A 19,057-nucleotide genomic window follows, 5' to 3' on the forward strand; every position below is an offset into this window, starting at 1 on the left:
GACCTCCGATGGCCACCACCACGCCCCGGCCCCTGGAGACGGGCATGCTCCGCACCGACGGCGCCCGGATCCACTACGAGGTGCGCGGCACCGGCCCGATGCTGCTGATCTCCCAGAGCGGCGAGGGGGACGCCGGGCGCAGCGCGGACCTGGCCGACCGGCTCGTCGCCGACTACACCGTGGTGACCTACGACCGCCGAGGTCTGTCGCGCAGCGTCCTGGACGACCCGTCCCGGGGGGTGAGCCTGACCGACCACGCCGACGACGTCCACCGCCTGCTGGCCGAACTGTCCGACGAACCGGTGCTCATGCTCGGGTGCAGCCTGGGCGCCTCGATCGGGTTCCACGTGGCCGTCGACCACCCCGGCCGGATCGGCGTGCTCGTCGCCCATGAGCCCGTCACCCCGCGGCTGCTGCCCGGCGACCAGCGCGCCCGCCACGAGCGGGAACTGGCGCATATCCAGGAGGTCCACCGCCGCGACGGCCTGGCCGCCACGTTCGGGCTGATCGCCGGCGTGCTGGGCATCGACCCCGCCGCCCCCGACGCCGAGCCCGGCGTCACCCGCCGGCCCATGACGCCCCAGCGGGAGCGCGACTTCGACTTCTTCGTCGAGCACGACTTCAGCGCGGTCATCGGCGACACCCTCGACGTCGCCGCGCTCGCCGGCGCCCCCACACGGATCGTCCCGGCCGTGGGGCGCACGACCCCGCGCACCGTCTTCGACAAGGAGTGCGCCTTCGCGCTGGCCGCCCTGCTCGGCACCGAGCCGCGCGAGTTCCCCGGCGGCCACAACGGCAACACCACCCACCCACGCGCCTACTCCGAGGCCCTGCGTGCCGCGCTCGACGGCACCTGAGCGCGGCGGTCAGGGGTCGGGCGCGGCCGTGAGGGCGCCCGCGCGGGCGGCAGCGCAGGCGGCCGCGGCGGCCCGGTCGGCGGCCCGCCCGTCGGCCGGCTCCCCGGTGATGAACAGCCGGTAGTACAGGGGCGCGACGGCGACCCGGACGACCTCGGCCGCGTCCGTTCCCTCGGGGACCTCGCCTCGCTCGACCGCCCTGCGCGCGATGACGGCGGCCTGCTCGTGGCGGCGGGCGAAGAACGAGTGCAGGGAGCGGGCGGCGTCGCCGCTCTGGGCGGGGGCCAGCACGAACGCGCGGGCGATCGGGCCCTCGACGGGATCGGCGAAGCCGTCCGCGACGAGCCGGGCGAGGGCCCGCAGGTCGTCCGCGAGCGACCCGGTGTCGGGGATCGGCCACGGCTCGGCGGCGGCGCGGTCGAGAGCGTCGGCGACGAGGCCGTCGGCGCTCCCCCAGCGCCGGTAGACGGTGGTCTTGTGCACGCCCGAGCGGGCCGCCACCCCTTCGACGGTGAGCCCCTGGTAGCCGCGATCGGACAGCTCGGCGAGCGTCGCCTCGCGGACGGCGTCGCGCACCCGCGCGGTGCGGCCTCCGGGGCGGACGGTGCCCGGTCCGGGGGCGGTCACCGCGCGGTCTCGAGGTCCCGGCCGGTCTCCATGACCCGATAGTAACGCAACTCTGGTTGCGTTAACTTCGTCCTCGGACGGAAACAGCAGTTGAGGGACGAGGGGGGACGATTCATGGCAGAGGGTTCACACACCACGATCAAGCAGTTCACGGTGTCCGGCCCGGACGCGGGGCCGTACGGCGTGGCCGCGGGACCAGACGGCGCGCTGTGGTGCACGCTCGTCCACGAGGGCCGGATCGCCCGGATGACGCCGGACGGCGAGCTCACCGTGCACGGGCCCGTCCCCGCCGGACCGATGATCATCACGGCGGGCCCGGACGGCGCGCTGTGGTTCACCGCCTTCCACGGCCACGCGATCGGCCGCATCACCGCGGCGGGCGAGATCACGCGGTTCGCCCTGCCCGAGGGGTGGGGCCCGTGCGGGATCGCCGCCGGGCCCGACGGCGCGCTGTGGTTCACCCGCATGCACGCCGGCGGCATCGGCCGGATCACCGTGGACGGCGAGATCAGCGCCTACCCGGTGCCGGGAGAGGGCACCATGCCCTCGATGATCACGGCGGGTCCGGACGAGGCCCTGTGGTTCACCCTCAACCAGGGCAACGCCATCGGGCGGATCGCGCCGGACGGGGACGTCGCCGTGCACCCGCTGCCCACCGAGGGCTCCGCGCCAGTCGGCATCACCTCGGGTCCGGACGGCGCGCTCTGGTTCACCGGCATCGGCACCGGGCACATCGGGCAGATCACCACCGACGGGAAGGTCACCGAGTTCCCGCTGCCCGACCGCGGCGCCCGCCCGCACGCCATCGTCGCCGGCCCCGGCGACGACCTCTGGTTCACCGAGTGGGGCACCGCCCACGTCGGCCGCATCAGCCCCGAGGGCCGCATCGACGAGCACCCGCTGCCGACAGCCGCATCCGAGCCGCACGGCATCGCGGTCGGCCCGGACGGCGCCCTGTGGGTGGCATTGGAGATCGGCGCGCTCGCTCGCGTCGCCGTCGCCTGACCCGCCGCCCGTCCCCGCCGCGGGCCCGGCGGGACGGACGCTTCGAGCCGCGCCGAAACGTCCGGGCGCCACTGTGGCGCCATGGATTCCACAACGCGCGCCACCGGGGTCCCCGCCGCCCGGGAGGCCGGCCCCGCGCCCCGGCGCGGGGCGATGCTCGCGATCCTGTGCGCGGGGATGTTCCTGGTGCTGCTGGACGTGACGGTCGTCAACGTCGCGCTGCCCGGCATCGGCCGGGCCCTGGGCACCGGCCTGCCCGGCCTGCAAGGGGTCGTGGACGGGTACGCGGTCGCGATCGCCGGGCTGCTGCTCGGCGGCGGCGCCCTCGGCGACCGGATCGGGCACCGCAGGCTGACGCTCACGGGGTTCGCGCTGTTCGGGCTGGCGTCGCTGGCCTGCGGCGCCGCGCCCGGCGCCGGACCGCTCATCGCGGCCCGCATCGCGCAGGGGGCTGGCGCCGCGCTCCTGCTGCCCGGCAGCCTCGCCCTGATCACCGCGTACCATCCGGGGCGCGCCGAGCAGGCGCGCGCCCTCGGGGTGTGGGCGGGCATCTCCTCCACGGCCCTGCCGGCCGGGCCGCTGCTGGGCGGGCTGCTGGTCGACACGGCCGGCTGGCGGTGGATCTTCCTGCTGAACGTGCCGATCACCGCGGCGGCGATCGCGGGCGTCCAGGCCCTGGTCCGCGAGCCCTCGCGGCCCCGGGCCGGCGCCCCGCTGGACCGCGCCGGGATGGTGCTCGCGCCGCTCACCCTGGGCGGCCTGGTCTGGACGGTCATCGCCGCGGGCCACGGCCACCGCGCAGGCGCCGCCGCCACCGCCGCCCTCACCCTGGCCGCCGGGACGGCGTTCGTCCTGGCCGAGCGGCGCGCGGCCGCGCCGATGGTCCCGGGCGCGCTGCTGCGGGCCCCGGCGTTCCTCGGCGCCGGCGGCATCGCGCTGATCATGAACCTGGTCACCAACGGGGTGCTGTTCGTGGCGACGCTGCGGCTGCAGCAGGCCGGGGACCGCTCCGCGCTGCTGTCCGGGGCGATGCTGCTGCCGATGGCCGCGCCGCTGGCGGTCCTGGCGCCGGTGAGCGGGCGCCTCACCGCCCGGTTCGGAACGCGGGTGCCGCTCGCCGCGGGCGCCGCCGTCGCCGCGGCCGGGTCCCTGTCCCTGCTCACGGCCGGGCCCGGCGGCGGTTACGCGGCGCTGCTGCCGGCCCTGCTCGGCATCGGGATCGGGGACGGCCTGGTCGTCACCGCGGTGGTCGCCGCCGCGATGCGCGCCGTGCCCCCGGCGCACGCAGGGCTGGCCGGAGGGTTCAACAACACCGCCCGCCAGGTCGGGACGGCGCTCGGCGTCGCGGTGTACGGGGCGGTCGCGGGCCCGGCGCCGCAGCCCGCGTTCGCCTCCGGCCTGCACGTCCTGGCCTGGGCGAGCGCGGGCCTGTGGCTGGCCGCGCTGGCCCTCACCCGCGTCGTCCCGGCCCGCTGACGGACCGAAAACCGGTTGGCGGGACCGGCCGCCCGGCCCTAGAACGGTGGGCATGCTTCGCAAGTACCCCCGGACCCGGCACATCGCGGGATCCCGGCTCCAGCCGGGTGACCACGATCTCGCCGCCGTGCCGTTCGAGGCGATCGCCGGGCGGTACCTGGTGGTGGAGGAGAAGCTCGACGGCGCCAACGCCGGCATCAGCTTCACCTCCGCCGGCGAGCTGCGGTTGCAGAGCCGCGGCCACTACCTGACCGGCGGGCCGCGCGAGCGCCAGTTCGGGCCGATGAAGGCGTGGGCGGCGTCGGTGCAGCACATCCTGCGCGAACGCCTGGCGGACCGGTACGTGCTGTACGGGGAGTGGCTGTACGCCAAGCACACCGTCTTCTACGACGCGCTCCCCCACTACTTCTGCGAGTTCGACGTCCTCGACCGGCGGGACGGGACGTTCCTGTCGACCGAGGCGCGCCGCGAGCTGCTCGCCGGGACGCCGGTGGTGTCGGTGCCCGTCCTGCACGAGGGCCCGCTGCCGGACCTGGCCGCGCTGACGAGGCTCACCGGCCCCTCCACCTGCCGCACTCCCCGGTGGCGGGACGCGCTGCGCGCGGCGGCCGAGGCGGGCGGCGCCGACCCGGACCGCGTCGCCGCGGAGACCGACGCCTCGCAGGAGATGGAGGGCCTGTACATCAAGGTGGAGGAGGGCGGGAAGACCGTCGACCGCTACAAGTGGGTCCGGCCGAGCTTCCTGAACGCGATCCTCGACTCGGGCACGCACTGGCAGGAGCGCCCCATCGTCGCCAACGGCCTGGCCGACCCGGAGGTGCTGTATGCGGGTGTTTGAGGAGCTGTGTCCGGCGCCACCGAACTGGACGGTCCCGTGGGACCGGATCCGGGACGCCTTCTCCTGGGTCCGCGACATGGCGGACGTCCCGCAGGACGCCGTCTACCACGGCGAAGGCGACGTCGAGACCCACACCCGGATGGCGTGCGAGGCGCTGGCGTCACTTCCCGGATGGCGCGCCCGGCCGCCGGAGGAGCGAGTCCGCCTGTTCACGGCCGTGCTGATGCACGACATCGCCAAGCCGCACTGCACCGCCCTGGACGACGACGGCCGCATCACCGCGCGCGGCCACTCCCGCCGCGGTGACCTGATGGTGCGGGCCGTCCTGTGGGAGCTGGGCGCCCCGGTCGCCTGGCGCGAGCACGTCGCGGCGCTGATCCGCCACCACCAGGTGCCGTTCTGGGCGCTGGAGCGCCCCGACCTCCGGCAGATCGCGTTCCGCGTCAGCCTGCTGGCCCGCAACGACGACCTGGTGCTGCTCGCCTCCGCCGACATCCTCGGCCGCATCTGCCCCGACACCGACGAGCTGCTGGACAACGTCGCCCTCTACGGGGAGTACTGCGCCGAGCAGGACTGCCTGGACGGGCCGCGCGCGTTCCCCTCAGACCACGCGCGGTTCTGGTACTTCCGCAAGCCCGACCGCGATCCCGCCTACGCCGCCTACGACGACACGCGCTGCACCGTGACCGTCCTGTCCGGGCTGCCGGGCGCCGGCAAGGACCACTGGATCGCCGCCCACCGCCCGGGGACGCCCGTCGTCAGCCTCGACCGGCTGCGGGCCGAGATGGGCGTCGACCCGGCCGGCGACCAGCGCCCCGTGGCGGCCGCCGCTCACGAGCTGGCCCGGGAGCACCTGCGCGCCGGGCGGTCGTTCGTGTGGAACGCCACCAACGTGTCGCGGCAGCAGCGCGAGCTGTGCACCGGCCTCATCGCCGGGTACCGGGGGCGGGTGGAGGTCGTCGCGCTGGAGGCGCCGCCGCGGGTGCTGCGCGAGCGCAACCGGGCCCGCACCTCCCCCGTCCCGGACCCGGTCATCGACCGGCTCGTGCGCCGCTGGGAGACCCCCGATCCGACCGAGGCGCACCGCGTCGACTGGCTGACCACCGCGTGAGCCGCTGACCGGAGGTCCGGACGGGCCGGAACCCCGCCCGCCGACCGCGTGTCGTGGCGCGACCACGTTTAGCCCATGCGCACAGGGAACGCCCTTGCGCAGGGTTCGAAAACGTGGAGGGGGCCTGGAGGCATGAGCATCGTGCGGCAGCAACACGACGGCGACGGCCAGGCCGGGACGACGGGCGCGCACCGGCACGACGCGGCGAGCGCACCGGAGTTCCGCGCCGAGCGCCACGAGGCGGGGACCGGCGAGCTGATCAGGCAGGCCACGCAGCAGGTGTCGGACCTGATGCGGGCCGAGATGCGGCTGGCGGTCGCCGAGCTCAAGGACAAGGGCCGGCACGCCGGCACCGGTGCCGGCCTGTTCGGCGGCGCCGCGCTGGTCGCGCTGTACGGCGTGGCCGTCCTGCTGGCGGCGGCGGTGGCCGCGATCGCGCTGGCGCTCCCGGTCTGGGCGGCCGCGCTGATCATCGGCGTGTTCCTGCTGGTGGTGGCGGGCGTCCTGGCACTGATGGGCCGGGCGCAGACCCGGCGGGCCGCGCCGCCCAAGCCCGAGAAGGCCATGGACGAGGCCAAGCAGACCGTGTCCGAGCTGAAGGAGAGGGCGACGCACCGATGACGATGCAGGGCAAGCACGGGGCCGCGGCCGGCACCGAGGAACTCCGTCAGGAGGTCGACCGGGCCCGGCACGATCTCGGAGACACGGTGGAGCAGCTCGCCGCCAAGGCCGACGTGAAGGCCATGGCGCGGGAGAAGGTCGGGCAGGCGCGCGAAAGGGCCCGCGACGCCGCGGCCACGGCGCGGAAGGTCGCGAGCTCGGACAAGACCAAGGCGAGGGCCCGCCTGGGCGCCGTGGTGGTCGCGTCCGCCGGCGGGCTCGCCCTGGGCGTGGTGTGGATGCGCCGCCGCCACGCGGCGCCGCAGACGCGGCATGGGCGCGGCCGCAAGGCCTCGCCGCCGGCCAGGACCCCGGTGCGGGTGCGAATGCGCACCGGGCAGAAGCGCGCCGTCATGGTGCACCGCACCGGCCGGTCCTGAGCGGCGGGAAGAAGACCGAAATGCGCAAACTCCCCGGCGCCCCCACCGACCTGCCCGCGCGGTCATGGTGGGAGACGCTCAAGCGCACCCTCAAGGAATTCCAGAAGGACAACCTGTCGGACTGGGCCGCCGCGCTCACCTACTACTCCATCCTGTCGATCTTCCCGGCGATCCTGGTGGTGGTGTCGCTGGTGGGCATGGCCGGCCAGTCGGCCACCGACAACCTGGTCAAGAGCGTCGGGAGCCTGGCGCCGGGCCCGGTCCGGGACCTGCTGGTCAGCTCGATTAGGCAGCTCGAGGGCGGCGCCGGCGGCGCCGGCTTCGTCGCCGTACTGAGCCTCGCGGCCGCCGTCTGGTCGGCGTCGGGCTACGTGGGGGCGTTCATGCGCGCCTCCAACGCCGTCTACGACGTTCCCGAGGGCCGTCCGTTCTGGAAGACCGTGCCGCTTCGCATCGCGGTGACGCTGCTGACGCTGGTGCTGCTGTCGGCCTCGGTGATCGCCGTGGTGGTCTCCGGGCCGCTGGCCCGCAAGGTCGGTGACACGCTCGGGCTCGGTTCCGAAGCGGTCACCGCCTGGGGCATCGCCAAGTGGCCGGTCCTGGTGCTGGTGGTCGGCTTCCTGTTCTCGCTGCTGTACTGGGCCTCCCCCAACGCCAAGCGCGGTTTCCGCTGGGTCACCCCGGGCAGCGCGCTCGCCATCCTGCTGTGGCTGGCGGCGTCCGGGCTCTTCGCGCTGTACGTCGCGAACTTCGCCTCGTACAACAAGACCTACGGCAGCCTCGCGGGGATCATCATCTTCCTGGTGTGGCTGTGGATCACGAACCTGGCGATCCTGTTGGGCGCCGAACTGGACGCCGAACTCGAACGCAGCCGTGTGATCGCGGCCGGGCAGCCCCCCGAGGAGGAGCCGTACGTGGAGTTCCGCGACACCCGCGCCTTCGACGAGGACGAGCGCCGCGAGAACGGCGTCGAGGACGAGCACGACGGCAAGGACGGGAACGACGACGGGCACGAGGCGAAGGACGAGCACGGGGCGCACCGGCTTTAGCGGGCCGCGGGGCGGGGCGTGCTACCGGGGAATCACGGGTCGCACAGGACCGGACCGCCTGAATAGGATCATCGCATGCTCCGTCCCGCCTATCCCATCGAGACCGAGCGGCTGGACCTGCGGCCGTTCCGCGAAGACGACCTGGAGGGTCTGTACGCCTACCAGTCCCTGCCCGAGGTGGCGCGCTTCCTTTACTGGGAGCCCCGGTCCCTCGAGGAGTCCCGGTCGTTCCTGAGGCAGAAGATGAGCGCCTCCACCGTGGAGAAGGAGGGCGACTGGCTGGTCCTGGCGGTGGAGTGGCGCGAGACCGGTGACCTGATCGGCGAGGTCAACCTCCAGTGGCGCAGCCGGGAGCACCGGCAGGGCGAGATCGGCTACATCTTCAACCCCGCCTACCACGGCAAGGGGTTCGCCACCGAGGCCGCCGAGGTGGTGCTGCGGCTGGGCTTCGAGGGGCTGGACCTGCACCGCGTCTGCGGGCGGCTGGACGGGCGCAACGCCGCCTCCGCCCGCGTCCTGGAGCGTCTCGGGATGCGCCGCGAGGCGCACCTGGTGCAGAACGAGATCGTCAAGGGCGAGTGGAGCGACGAGGTCGTCTACGCGATGCTCCGCCACGAGTGGGACGCCCGCGCGAAGGCCTGACCCTGTCCTGAGCGGGCTGCCACGTCATCGCCCGGCCTGCTCCTCCAGCGTCCGCGCCAGGTCGCGGACGTGCCCGCGCAGCTCCTCGGGCCGCCGGATGGCGAACGGGAAGCCCAGGCCCGCCAGCATCAGCGCCATCCCGTCCAGCCGCTCGGCGCGCGTGGTCATCACCACTCCCCCGGCGGTCTCGGCCAGCGTCGCCGTCGTGGCGGGGATCCGGCGCCGCGCCTCGGCGAGGGTCGTCTCCAGCAGCACCTCGACCTCGTGGGCGTAGGGCACCCGCGCCAGCGACCGGGTCACGTGCTGGACGGGGTCGAGGCCGTCCGGCGGCTCGAAGCGGGCGTCGCCGGGCTCGGCGGCGGCGACGCGGTCGACGCGGAACGTGCGGATCTCTCTGCTGCGGTGGTCGTGGCCGGTGACGTACCAGCGCCCCGAGTGGAACACCAGGCCGTAGGGGTCCAGGTCCCGCTCCGTCTCGGCGCCCTGCCAGGACCGGTAGCGTACGCGCACGCGGCGCCTCTGCCTCGCCGCCGCCGCGAGGGTCAGGACGGTGCCGGTGTCGGGTGCGGCGGGGTCGCGGGCGGCGAGGGTGAACCCGAGCGTCTCGCGCAGCGCCTGGACGCGGTCGCGGAGGGCGGCGGGCAGGACCCGCTGCACCTTGGCCAGCGCGCTCTCGGTCGCCTGCCCGGGCAGGCCCACCCGGAGGCCGGCCAGCAGCCCCAGGACCACGGCGGCGGCCTCGTCGTCGGTGAGCATGAGCGGCGGCAGCTTGTAGCCGGGCATGAGCCGGTAGCCGCCGTACCGGCCGCGCTCGGCGACGACGGGGACGCCGAGGTCCTCCAGCCGGGCCGCGTAGCGGCGGACGGTCCGCTCGTCCACGCCGAGCCGCCGCGCCAGTTCCGGCCCGCCCATGCGGGGATTGGCCTGGAGCAGCTCCAGCATCGCCAGGACGCGGGTCGTCGGGTGGGACGGGGCGGGTTGTGACACAGGCCACTCGCTTAATCCGGGCGGGTTCTGTCCTGTATCGACCTTAGCGTGGAGCCGTATCCACCGAGAGAGGACGGCTCACCATGGCAACCGGAAACGCGACGTTCGTACTGGTCCCGGGCTACTGGCTCGGCGCGTGGGCGTGGGACGAGGTGGCGGCCGACCTGCGCGCCGCCGGCCACGCGGTGCACGCGGTGACGCCGGCCGGGCAGGCCGAGCGGGCCGTCGACACCCCGCCCGGCGCCGACGTCGAGACCCAGATCGCCGACCTGCTGGCTCTGATCGAGGACCGCGGCCTGACCGGGGTCGTCCTGGTCGCGCACAGCGGCGCGAACATGGCCGTCACGGGCGCCGCGGACCGCGCCCCCGACCGGATCGCCCGGGTCGTCTACGTCGACAGCGGCCCCATGCCGTCCGGCCTGGCGGGCATCGACTTCCGCGACCCCGACTCGCGCGCGGAGCTGGAGAAGGCCGTCGCCGAGCACGGGGACGGCTGGAAGATCCCGGTGCCGGCGTTCGACCCGCAGGACGACCCGGTCAACCTCGCGGGCCTGACCGGCGAGCGGCTGACCGAGATGCGCGAGCGCGGAACGCCCCAGCCGTTCGGCACCGCGACGCAGGCCCTCACCCGGCCCGACCCGCTGCCGGAGGTCCCCCGCACGCTCATCGCGTCCACGATCCCGCTGGCCGCGGTCAGGGAGATGGGCGAGGGCGGGCACCCGGTCTTCTCGATGATGACCGGACCCGGCTGGACCTACCACGAACTCCCGACCGGGCACTGGCCGATGTTCTCCAGGCCCCGCGAGCTCGCCGCGCTGCTGGCCGGATCCGCCTCCGGCGGCGCCCGATGACTCACTTCTCCACAGCCTCGCGGAGAAATCTTGTAACCCGGCCATGTAGATCGTTTCGGCGGAGGCGAGGACACTCTGCGGAAGTCGCGCGGCCACGGGGGTCGGGCCGATCGGCGAGGTGAGCCTTGCACACGACACCTACCGTCCGCCGCCGACAGCACCGAGTCACCTGGCGGCGCTCGCTGGCGTCGGGGGCGGTCACCGCCGTCCTGACGATCGGCCTCGGCGCGGTCGGCAGCGGCCCGGCGCAGGCGCTCGCGGGACCGGCCAGGGCGGACGACGGGGCCCGGATCACCGCGGAGAAGAAGATCGCCTCGCACGAGGTCGACATCGCCATCGCCTCCCCCGCCCTCGGCAGGACGGTCAAGACCCGCATCCTGCTGCCGAAGAACTGGACGCGGAACGCGACCGCGACGTGGCCGGTGCTGTACGCCTACCACGGCGGCCAGGACAACTACACCTCCTGGACGCGCAACACCGACATCGAGGCGTGGGCCGCCAAGTACAACGTCATCGTCGTCATGCCGGAGGGCGACAACGGCTCCTACACCGACTGGTACAACTACGGCAAGGGCGGGACGCCCAAGTGGGAGACCTTCCACACCGCCGAGGTGCGCCAGCTGATGGAGCGCAACTACCACGCGGGGGCGCTGCGCGCGGCGATCGGCAACTCCTCCGGGGGCGCCGGCGCGATGTCCTACGCCGCCCGGCACCCGGGGATGTTCAAGTACGCGGCGTCGCTGAGCGGCATCCTGTCGATGCGCTCGATCGGGATCCCGGCGCTGCTGATGTTCACCAACGCGGGCAACGGTCAGGACCCGTTCGCGATCTGGGGCGTCCCGTGGTCCGACGACGCCAACTGGGCCGCGCACGACCCGTACTCGCTGGCCCCCAAGCTGCGCGGCACCGGCCTGTACTTCTCCGCGGGCACGACCGGGCGGCCCGGCCCCGGTGACCCCGACGTCGCGCCGTGGGACATCGGCCTGCTCAGCGAGATCGCGGTCGGCGCGAACAACAAGGACTTCCAGAAGCGGCTGGACCAGCTGAACATCCCCTACACCGCCCACATCTACGGCGACGGCCGGCACAACTGGCCGGCGTGGGTCCGCGAGGCGAGCGCGGTGTGGCCGGCGCTGATGAAGTCGATCGGCGCGCGGAGGGTGTGACGCGCGGGGCGCGCCCGGCGCGTCCCCCCGATCCGAAACCGGCCCGGTCCCGGCGCGGCGGCGGCTGCCGCGCCGGGACCGGGCCGTCTCTCGTGCGGCCGGGCGGCGGGTCGGCGGGAACGGCGGGTCAGTAGGACAGGCCGTGCCCGAACGGGTAGAGGACGGCGCCCGGCTGGTCGCGGACGGGGATGGCGACGGGCAGCCGCCCCCGCGGGTCGAGCTCGCCGAACAGGACCTTGGCGGCCGAGCGCAGCGCCTCGGCGGTGTAGGAGTAGGTGGCCACGTAGGTGGTCGCCTCGGGGAACCACGCGATGTCGTAGGGGTCGCGGACGGCGACGACCACGACCGGTCTGCCGGTGGCGACGAGCGCCTTGACGAGGTTCATCTGTCCGGGCCCGTTGTGGTTGGGCTCGTCCTTGACGTCCCAGGCGCGGTTGGTGACGGCGACGACGAGGTCCTGGTCGCGGGCGGCGGCCACCGCCTCGTCGATCTGGGCCTGCCCGGGGCTGAGTCCGGTCTGCCGGATGGTGGTGGTGGCGCCGCGCCGGGCGATCTCGGTGCCGAGGGTCGCGGTGGTGGACACGCCCCATCCGGTGACCAGGGCCTTGCGGGCGCCGGGGCGCAGCGGGAGGATCCCGGCGCCGTTCTTGACCAGGGTGGTGGTGCGGTCGGCGGCGCGCTGCGCGGCGGCCAGGTGCGCGGGCGTCCCGACGACCTGGTCGATCTTCGACTCGTCGGCGTAGGGGTCGCGGAACAGGCCGCGCCGCTGCTTGAGCTCCAGGATGCGGTAGACCGACTCGTCGATGCGCTTCTCGGTGAGCTCACCGGCCTTCACCGCGTTGACGACGGCCGCGAGCTGGCGGGGGAACACGCCGGTGCCCTGGGCGTCGGCGGGCGGCTTCAGCAGGACGTCCACGCCGGCCTTGAGGGCGAGGACGGGGATGTTCTCGTCGCCGTACTTGTCGCGCACGCCCTGCATGTCGAGGGCGTCGGTGACGACGACGCCCCGGTAGTGGAGCCGGTCGCGCAGGATGCCGGTGAGGATGGGCCGCGACAGGGTGGCGGGGTCGCCGGAGGGGTCCAGCGACGGCACCACGATGTGCGCGGTCATGATGGAGTCGACGCGCTGCCTGATCGCGGCGCGGAACGGGGGCAGGTCGAGCCGCTCCCATTCGGCGCGGGTGTGGTCGATGCGCGGGACGCCGGTGTGGCTGTCGGTGGTGGTGTCGCCGTGCCCGGGGAAGTGCTTGGCGGTCGGGGTCACTCCCCCGTCCCGGTACCCGCCGACCTGCGCGGTCACCATGTCCGACACCAGCCCGGGGTCGGACCCGAAGGACCGGACGCCGATGACGGGGTTGGCCGGGTTGACGTTCACGTCGGCGTCGGGCGCGTAGTCCTGGTTGACGCCGATGGCGCGCAGCTCGGTGCCGGTGATGCGGGCGAGCGCGCGGGCGTCGCCGGTGCGGCGCCCGGCGGCCAGGGCCATGCTGCCCGGCGACTGCGTCGCGGGCGGCTGGACGCGGGCGACGATGCCGCCCTCCTGGTCGATGGCGATCGTGGCGGGGACGCGCAGCGGCTGCGCGGCCGCGGCGCGCTGGATGCCGTTGGAGAACGCGGCGAGCTGCTTGGGGCCGGCGACGTTGTCGCCGTAGTAGATGAAGCCGCCGGGGTGGTAGCGGGCGACGACCTGCGCGGCGTTGTCGACCCCGTACAGCCTGCGGTTGGCGGCGACGTCGGCCGGTTCGGCGGTGGTCGCGCTCTTGCCGTAGACCTGCAGGACGAACAGCTGCGCGACCTTGTCCCGCAGCGGCATCGACCGCAGGATCCGGAGCAGCCGGGGGTCCTTGCCGGCGTCCGGCGCCGCCTGCGCGGCGGACGCGTCCACGGCGCCTAGGCCGGTCACCGCGAGTGCTCCCGCCGCGAGGCCGGCGACCCACCGGCGGCGGCGCTTGCGGGGACGGTGCATGACGGCCCCCTCCCTCCCCCGAGCTGCCTGATGATCAAGGTTCTCCCGGGCACGGTAACCGCGGCGGACGGCCCTCGTCCACGGCAATGGTCGACGATCCGCCCGGCAGCCGTCCCCGGCCGGGTGAAGCGCTCGGGCTGCGTCAGCGGTGAAGCCACCGCCACCAGCGGCCGGGGGGCTCGTCCGGCCTGGTCAGCGGATGCTCCTCGACCTCGTAGCGGCGCACGTAGGCGCCGGCGAAGGCCTGGAGGCTGGCGCCGATCGGGATCGCCAGCAGCACCCCGACGGGCCCGGCGACGGCGGCGCCGGCCAGGATGAGCCCGAACGCGACCGCGGGGTGCATGTCCAGTGTCCGCGCGGTGATGCGCGGGTGCAGCAGGTAGTTCTCGAACTGCTGGTAGGCGATGATGAACAGCAGGATCCACAGTGCCGTGCTCGGCGACTTGGTCAGCGCGATCAGGACGGGCAGGGCGCCCGCCAGGTAGGTGCCGACGACCGGGATGAACTGCGACACCACCCCCACCCACAGCGCCAGGGCCGCGGCGTAGGGGACGCCGAGCAGGACCATCGGCACGTAGTGGGCGATGCCGGAGATGAGGGCGAGCAGTCCCCGCGAGTAGATGTAGCCGCCGGTCTTGTGGACGGCGATCTCCCAGGCGCGCAGCACCTCGCGCTGGCGGTGCGGCGGCAGCAGGGAGCAGACCGTCCGGCGGAACTGCGGGCCCTCGGCCGACAGGTAGAAGGTGAACAGCAGGACGCCGAGGAAGTTGAAGACGACGCCGAAGGCGGTCGTGCCGAAGCCCCACACGTTCGCGGCGACGCTCGACAGGTGCCGCGACAGCGCGTCGGTGATGGTGGGGAGCCGCTGGAAGATGGTCCGCTGCGACAGATGTGTCCCGAACGTGGAGTTCACCCAGCCGACGAACTCGCGGACGTAGCCGGGGAACCCTCCGATCAGGTTGGTGGCCTGGGCGGCCAGCAGCGAGCCGATGCCGCCGAGGAACGCGGCCAGGAGCAGTCCCACGACCACGAACATCACCGCGGTCGCCGCGCCGCGCCGCCACCCGCGCGAGGCCAGCCAGTTCACCGCGGGCTCGATCGCGAAGGCCAGGAACAGCGAGATCAGCAGGAGCAGCAGCAGATCCCGCAGCCGCTCCAGCAGCCACAGGGTGGCCAGGAACACGAGCACGCCGCCGCCGGCGAGCGCGAACGCCCTGGGCAGCCACGGCGGCATCCGGTGCGACCGCTCGGCGGCCCGCTCGGTGGCGCGGGCGTCGGGCGGGACGTCGGCCGGGCCGTAGGCGGGCGTGTCGCCGGGCGTCGGGCCGGGCGTCTGCGGCATTCCCGCACGTTAACGGCGGCCAGGAGGGCGATCCGGACGCCCCGCACCGCGGCAGGGGCAAGCTTTGCCGGGATTTCAGCCCCCGCCGCGCCCGGCCCGCCGGGCGGTCGCGCCGAGCCGCGGCCGGGCGCCCGAGCCGGATCCGCGTGGGCGCTCGCCGGGAAGCGCGCCGGCAGGTCGCGAAGGTGCCGCCGGTCGGGACCCGGCGCCGCCTCGGGTGCCGGTCAGGGGGCGAAGGCGCGGAGGACGACGTCCACGAGCGCGTCGGCGTACTCGGGGGTGAGCGGCCCGGTGCGGTGCAGCCAGCGCTGGAAGAGGGGGGCGTACAGCACCTCGAGCACTAGGTCGAGGTCGGCGTCGGCGTTCAGCTGCCCCGCCCGCTGGGCGCTGCGCAGCCGTTCCTTCTTGGCCCGGTCGAGCGGCCCGGCCAGCTTCTCGCGGTACAGGGCGGCCAGGTCGGGATCGTCGGCGATCTGGGTGTTGAGCGCCCTGAGCGGCGCCTCGAACGCCGGGTCGGCGAACTCGGCGACGGTCGCCCGCATGACCGCCCTGAGGTCGGCCTCGACGTCGCCGGTGTCGGGCAGGCGGACGCCCTCCTCCCCGTCGCTGAGCGCCAGGAACGAGTCGAAGACCACCGCGCCCTTGGACGGCCACCAGCGGTAGATGGTCTGCTTGCCGACGCCCGCCCGCGCGGCGATGGCCTCGATCGTCACCTTGGGGTACCCGAGTTCGGAGACCAGCTCGCGCGCCGCGGCGAGGACGGCCCTGCGGGACCGCTCGCTGCGGCGCGCCGGGTTCGGGTTCCTGTTTCCGGACACGGCCGGGACCCTACCAGGCATCGAGACGAGACGTCTCGTCTTGACAGCGGAAGGGAGGGGCACCAGACTCCGAGTAGACGAGACGAACCGTCTCGTCTCACTGAGATTGGGGAGAGCGCATGGCGACCGCCCGCGTTTGGTTCATCACCGGTGCATCGAGGGGCTTGGGCCGGGCCTACGCCGAGGCGGCGCTCGCCGCCGGAGACCGCGTGGTGGCGGCCGCGCGCGACTTGGGCCCGCTCGACGACCTGGCCGCCGCGCACCCGGACCGCCTGGTCCGGCTGACGCTGGACGTCCGCGACCGCGCGGAGGTGCATGCGGTGGCGGACCGGGCGGCGGAGGCCTTCGGGCGGCTCGACGTCGTGGTCAACAACGCCGGCACGATGCTGCTCGGCATGGTGGAGGAGGCGACGGAGGAGCAGATCCGCGCCCAGTTCGACGTGAACTTCTTCGGCGCGGTGTGGGTGGTCCAGGCCGTGGTGCCGCACCTGCGGGCGCAGGGGTCAGGGCACATCCTCCAGGTCACGACGATGGGGACCGGCGGCGGGGTCGCCTCCGCGGGCTTCTACGCCGCGAGCAAGAGCGCGCTCGACTCGCTGAGCCAGGCCCTGGCGATGGAGGTGGCGCCCTTCGGGATCAAGGTGACGATCGTCCAGCCCGGCGGGTACGGCACGGACCTGTTCACCCGGGGCACCACCCAGACCACGCCCCGCCCGGAGTACGAGCCGGTCCGCGCCCGGCTGGCCGAGATGTGGGGCGAGGACGCCGGGCCCGACCCGAGCACCGCGGCGCCGGTGGTCCTGGAACTGGCCGGACTGGACGAGCCGCCGCTGCGGCTGATCGTCGGGGCCGCCTCCTACGACATGGTCCAGCAGATGGACCGGGCGCGCACCGAGGAGTACCGGGCCTGGGAGCACCTCAGCCGCAGGGCTCCGGGCTGACCCCGGCCGCGTCCGCGCCCGCCGGCGGGCCGGCAAGGACGCGCGCGAGCAGGTCGCGGAGGTGCCGCCGGTCGGGGCCGGGCAGTTCGAAGAAGGTCCGCGCCAGCGCGTGGGCGCTGGCGCGCAACCGCAGGCGGGCCTGCTCGCCTTCTTCGGTGAGGACCACGTGCTTGACGCGGCGGTCGTCCGGTGCGGGGCGGCGGGTCACCAGGCCGCGGCGTTCCAGGCCGTCGACGATCCCGGTGACGTTCGACGGTTCGCATGAGAGCCAGTCGGCCAGCCGGCGCATCGGGGTGGGCCCGGACAGGTTGCTCAGGACGAGCGCCTGCGCCGGGGGAAGCCCGAGTCTCGCCGCGGCGGCGTTGAACTGGGCGCGCAGCCGCCCGGTGACCTCGAAGACCAGGCCGCTCAGTTCGGCCACGACCTCATCCGCCTCATCCGGGTCGGTTTCGGCGCTCATGCCGCCAGCATAGCGGCTGTTTAAGCGGCTCAACTATTCAGTTCCTCAAGTGAATGCTACGCTCCGGCTCAATGAAGATTCAGTTCCTGAACTGTCGAGTAGCTGAAGGAGATGCCGCGATGGCGCGAGTGAGCGGGACCGGGAACGCCGACCGCGGGAGTCCACGACGCGCGCGGGCACTCGCCGCGGCGTCTCCTCCCCACCGCGCCGAGGCGGGGAGGAGGCGGTGACGGCACCCGAGAACGAGGTCGTCGACAGCCCCACCCCCTGGGTGGCCGACCACATCCGCGCCTACCTCGAAACCGGCGGCGTCCAGGGCCATCTCTACCAGGGCCTGCCGACGCTGCTGCTCACCACGCGGGGCCGCCGGTCCGGCAGGCTGCGCCGCACCGCGCTGATCTACGGCCGGGACCAGGACCGCCACCTGCTGGTGGCCTCCAACGCCGGAGCCGCCCGGCACCCCGCCTGGTACCTCAACCTCACCGCGGATCCGCACGTGACCGTGCAGGTCGGGGCCGGCACCTTCACCGCGCGGGCGCGCACCGCAATTCCGTTGGAGAAGCCGCCGCTGTGGGCCCTGATGACCGCGATCTTCCCCCTCTACGACCGCTATCAGGCCGCTTCCGAGCGCGAGATTCCGGTGGTGATCCTGGAGGGTGCCGCGCCCTGACCCCGCCGCCGTCCTCGACGGCGGCGGACCGGGGTCACCCGGCGCACAGGGCGTGGTCGACCAGCGTGTCCAGCGCGCGGCCGGTGCGCTGCTCGGCCTCCAGGTCGCCGGGTGACCGGGAGGTCGCCGAGACCACCACGCTGCGGCGGCCGTCGGCGGTGACGCCCGGCCGCGTCCGGTAGCCGCTGTCGTCTCCGCCGTGGCTCCAGTAACCGCCGCCGCAGGACAGCGGCCGGTACACCAGGCCCAGGCCGTAGCGTGCTCCGGGGCTTCCCATCATCCGCAGCTCCTCGGCCGGGACCGTCCTTTGCATCTCGGCCAGTTGCGCCGGGGCGAGCAGCCGGCCGCCCACGAGCGCGCGGAAGAAGCGGCCCAGGTCGTCGGTCGTACTGATCATGGCGCCGGCGGCGTCGCCCAGGGTCTGGTTCTGGACGGTGACGTCGGTGAGCGGACCGTCCGGCGCGAACCGCTGGTAGGCCCTGGCGTGCGGTTCGGGCACGTGCGGATCGGTCCCCGGCGCGCTGGTCCGGGTGAGGCCCAGGGGGACGAGGATGCGCCGCCGGACCTCTTCCTGCCAGGTGTGTCCGGTGACCCGATGGATGATCATCCCGGCGAGGACGTAGTTGGTGTTCGAGTAGCTCCAGCCCTTCCCGGCCGCGAAGAGGGGCCGGTGGCGCATGGCCAGTGCGATGAGCTGCTCGGGGCGCCAGGTCCGCAGTCGCTCCTTCTCCCATTGCCGCGGGTTCACGGCCGGCCTCGCCAGGTAGTTGTAGAGGCCGCTGGTGTGCTGGAGGAGCTGCCTGACGGTGACCTTGCGACCGTCGTTGCCATGGCCGTGGACGACGCCCGGCAGCCATCTGTCCACGGTGTCGTCGAGCGACAGCCTTCCCTCGCCGGCCAGTTGCAGCACCACGCCGGCGGTGAACGTCTTCGTGGCGCTGCCGATCCGGAAGCGGGCATCCGGCGGCACGGGCCTGCGCGTCGTGAGGTCGGCGACGCCGCCGCGGGCCAGCAGGCGCTCCGGTGAGCCCACCGCGGCGAGCACTCCCACGACACCGGTCGCGTGTACGGCGTCCACATCGCGCTGCAGCTGCGCCTGACCGTACCCGTGTCCGGTTCGTCCGTGGCGCGCTCCGAGCGGTCCCGGAGGGTCGGCGGCCCAGACCGCGGCGGTGACGGTCGCGGCGACCAGCACCGCGGCCGATCCGGCG

The 19,057-nt window shown here is 74.1% G+C and carries 20 protein-coding genes; 13 read left to right on the top strand and 7 right to left on the bottom strand.

All coding sequences use genetic code 11. The features are described from left to right. Window positions 1–8 precede the first annotated feature (8 nt). Entirely contained in the window at window positions 9–857 is an 849-nt protein-coding gene (locus tag FKD65_RS01525; RefSeq protein WP_141575519.1) for an alpha/beta fold hydrolase, read from the top strand. 9 nt (window positions 858–866) lie between these two features. On the opposite strand, the gene FKD65_RS01530 is transcribed toward FKD65_RS01525, so the two are convergent. Further along, window positions 867–1,484 carry a TetR/AcrR family transcriptional regulator gene (locus FKD65_RS01530; RefSeq protein ID WP_240809928.1) on the bottom strand — a complete coding sequence of 206 codons (618 nt, stop codon included), beginning with the start codon at window positions 1,482–1,484 and terminating at the stop codon, window positions 867–869. A gap of 114 nt (window positions 1,485–1,598) precedes the next feature. On the opposite strand from FKD65_RS01530, the gene FKD65_RS01535 reads away from it, so the two are divergent. The 8 genes from FKD65_RS01535 to FKD65_RS01570 all read left to right on the top strand — a co-directional run bounded on the left by FKD65_RS01535 (window position 1,599) and on the right by FKD65_RS01570 (window position 8,645). Next, entirely contained in the window at window positions 1,599–2,489 is an 891-nt protein-coding gene (locus tag FKD65_RS01535; RefSeq protein ID WP_141575521.1) for a virginiamycin B lyase, read from the top strand. An 81-nt stretch (window positions 2,490–2,570) separates the two neighbouring features. Further along, window positions 2,571–3,965 carry an MFS transporter gene (locus FKD65_RS01540; protein WP_240809929.1) on the top strand — a complete coding sequence of 465 codons (1,395 nt, stop codon included), beginning with the start codon at window positions 2,571–2,573 and terminating at the stop codon, window positions 3,963–3,965. A gap of 52 nt (window positions 3,966–4,017) precedes the next feature. Continuing rightward, entirely contained in the window at window positions 4,018–4,803 is a 786-nt protein-coding gene (locus FKD65_RS01545; protein WP_141575524.1) for an RNA ligase family protein, read from the top strand. Further along, window positions 4,790–5,914 carry an AAA family ATPase gene (locus FKD65_RS01550; RefSeq protein ID WP_141575526.1) on the top strand — a complete coding sequence of 375 codons (1,125 nt, stop codon included), beginning with the start codon at window positions 4,790–4,792 and terminating at the stop codon, window positions 5,912–5,914. Before FKD65_RS01545 ends, FKD65_RS01550 begins: the two co-directional genes overlap by 14 nt. Before the next feature lie 132 nt (window positions 5,915–6,046). Continuing rightward, window positions 6,047–6,535 carry a phage holin family protein gene (locus FKD65_RS01555; protein ID WP_141575529.1) on the top strand — a complete coding sequence of 163 codons (489 nt, stop codon included), beginning with the start codon at window positions 6,047–6,049 and terminating at the stop codon, window positions 6,533–6,535. After that, window positions 6,532–6,954: a DUF3618 domain-containing protein gene (locus FKD65_RS01560; protein WP_141575531.1), complete on the top strand. Its 423-nt coding sequence runs from the start codon at window positions 6,532–6,534 to the stop codon at window positions 6,952–6,954. Before FKD65_RS01555 ends, FKD65_RS01560 begins: the two co-directional genes overlap by 4 nt. A gap of 20 nt (window positions 6,955–6,974) precedes the next feature. Continuing rightward, the gene (locus FKD65_RS01565; protein ID WP_141575533.1) at window positions 6,975–8,003 is read left to right on the top strand and encodes a YihY/virulence factor BrkB family protein; all 1,029 of its coding nucleotides are present in this window, start codon (window positions 6,975–6,977) and stop codon (window positions 8,001–8,003) included. 75 nt (window positions 8,004–8,078) lie between these two features. Next, a complete protein-coding gene (locus FKD65_RS01570) occupies window positions 8,079–8,645 on the top strand; it encodes a GNAT family N-acetyltransferase (RefSeq protein WP_141575535.1) in 567 nt (188 codons plus the stop codon). Between the two features lie 24 nt (window positions 8,646–8,669). Here the strand turns inward: FKD65_RS01570 and FKD65_RS01575 are convergent, their stop codons facing one another. After that, window positions 8,670–9,632, bottom strand: a complete 963-nt coding sequence (locus FKD65_RS01575; RefSeq protein WP_240809930.1) for a YafY family protein — start codon at window positions 9,630–9,632, stop codon at window positions 8,670–8,672. 83 nt (window positions 9,633–9,715) lie between these two features. Between FKD65_RS01575 and FKD65_RS01580 the strand changes: the two genes are divergently transcribed. Further along, window positions 9,716–10,483, top strand: coding sequence for an alpha/beta fold hydrolase (locus FKD65_RS01580; protein ID WP_141575537.1), 768 nt, complete (start codon window positions 9,716–9,718; stop codon window positions 10,481–10,483). A gap of 125 nt (window positions 10,484–10,608) precedes the next feature. Next, window positions 10,609–11,649 carry an alpha/beta hydrolase family protein gene (locus FKD65_RS01585; protein ID WP_240809931.1) on the top strand — a complete coding sequence of 347 codons (1,041 nt, stop codon included), beginning with the start codon at window positions 10,609–10,611 and terminating at the stop codon, window positions 11,647–11,649. 127 nt (window positions 11,650–11,776) lie between these two features. Here the strand turns inward: FKD65_RS01585 and FKD65_RS01590 are convergent, their stop codons facing one another. The 3 genes from FKD65_RS01590 to FKD65_RS01600 form a co-directional block, all read right to left on the bottom strand. Further along, complete coding sequence (locus FKD65_RS01590; RefSeq protein ID WP_141575539.1) at window positions 11,777–13,615, bottom strand: glycoside hydrolase family 3 protein; 1,839 nt, start codon at window positions 13,613–13,615, stop codon at window positions 11,777–11,779. Window positions 13,616–13,757: 142 nt separating this feature from the next. Beyond that, window positions 13,758–14,957, bottom strand: coding sequence for an AI-2E family transporter (locus tag FKD65_RS01595; protein ID WP_141575541.1), 1,200 nt, complete (start codon window positions 14,955–14,957; stop codon window positions 13,758–13,760). 224 nt (window positions 14,958–15,181) lie between these two features. Then, window positions 15,182–15,775 carry a TetR/AcrR family transcriptional regulator gene (locus tag FKD65_RS01600; RefSeq protein ID WP_240809932.1) on the bottom strand — a complete coding sequence of 198 codons (594 nt, stop codon included), beginning with the start codon at window positions 15,773–15,775 and terminating at the stop codon, window positions 15,182–15,184. Between the two features lie 119 nt (window positions 15,776–15,894). Between FKD65_RS01600 and FKD65_RS01605 the strand changes: the two genes are divergently transcribed. After that, complete coding sequence (locus tag FKD65_RS01605) at window positions 15,895–16,716, top strand: SDR family NAD(P)-dependent oxidoreductase (protein ID WP_141575545.1); 822 nt, start codon at window positions 15,895–15,897, stop codon at window positions 16,714–16,716. Here the strand turns inward: FKD65_RS01605 and FKD65_RS01610 are convergent. After that, window positions 16,694–17,176 (bottom strand): MarR family winged helix-turn-helix transcriptional regulator, encoded by a 483-nt coding sequence (locus FKD65_RS01610; protein WP_141575547.1) that lies wholly within the window; start codon window positions 17,174–17,176, stop codon window positions 16,694–16,696. The genes FKD65_RS01605 and FKD65_RS01610 overlap by 23 nt on opposite strands. 226 nt (window positions 17,177–17,402) lie before the next feature. Between FKD65_RS01610 and FKD65_RS01615 the strand changes: the two genes are divergently transcribed. Then, window positions 17,403–17,846: a nitroreductase family deazaflavin-dependent oxidoreductase gene (locus tag FKD65_RS01615; RefSeq protein ID WP_141575549.1), complete on the top strand. Its 444-nt coding sequence runs from the start codon at window positions 17,403–17,405 to the stop codon at window positions 17,844–17,846. Between the two features lie 34 nt (window positions 17,847–17,880). Here the strand turns inward: FKD65_RS01615 and FKD65_RS01620 are convergent, their stop codons facing one another. Next, window positions 17,881–19,041, bottom strand: a complete 1,161-nt coding sequence (locus FKD65_RS01620; protein ID WP_205718508.1) for a serine hydrolase — start codon at window positions 19,039–19,041, stop codon at window positions 17,881–17,883. Window positions 19,042–19,057 lie beyond the last annotated feature (16 nt).

Source organism: Actinomadura sp. WMMA1423, from assembly GCF_006547145.1.
In the GTDB taxonomy this organism is placed as follows: Bacteria; Actinomycetota; Actinomycetes; order Streptosporangiales; family Streptosporangiaceae; genus Spirillospora.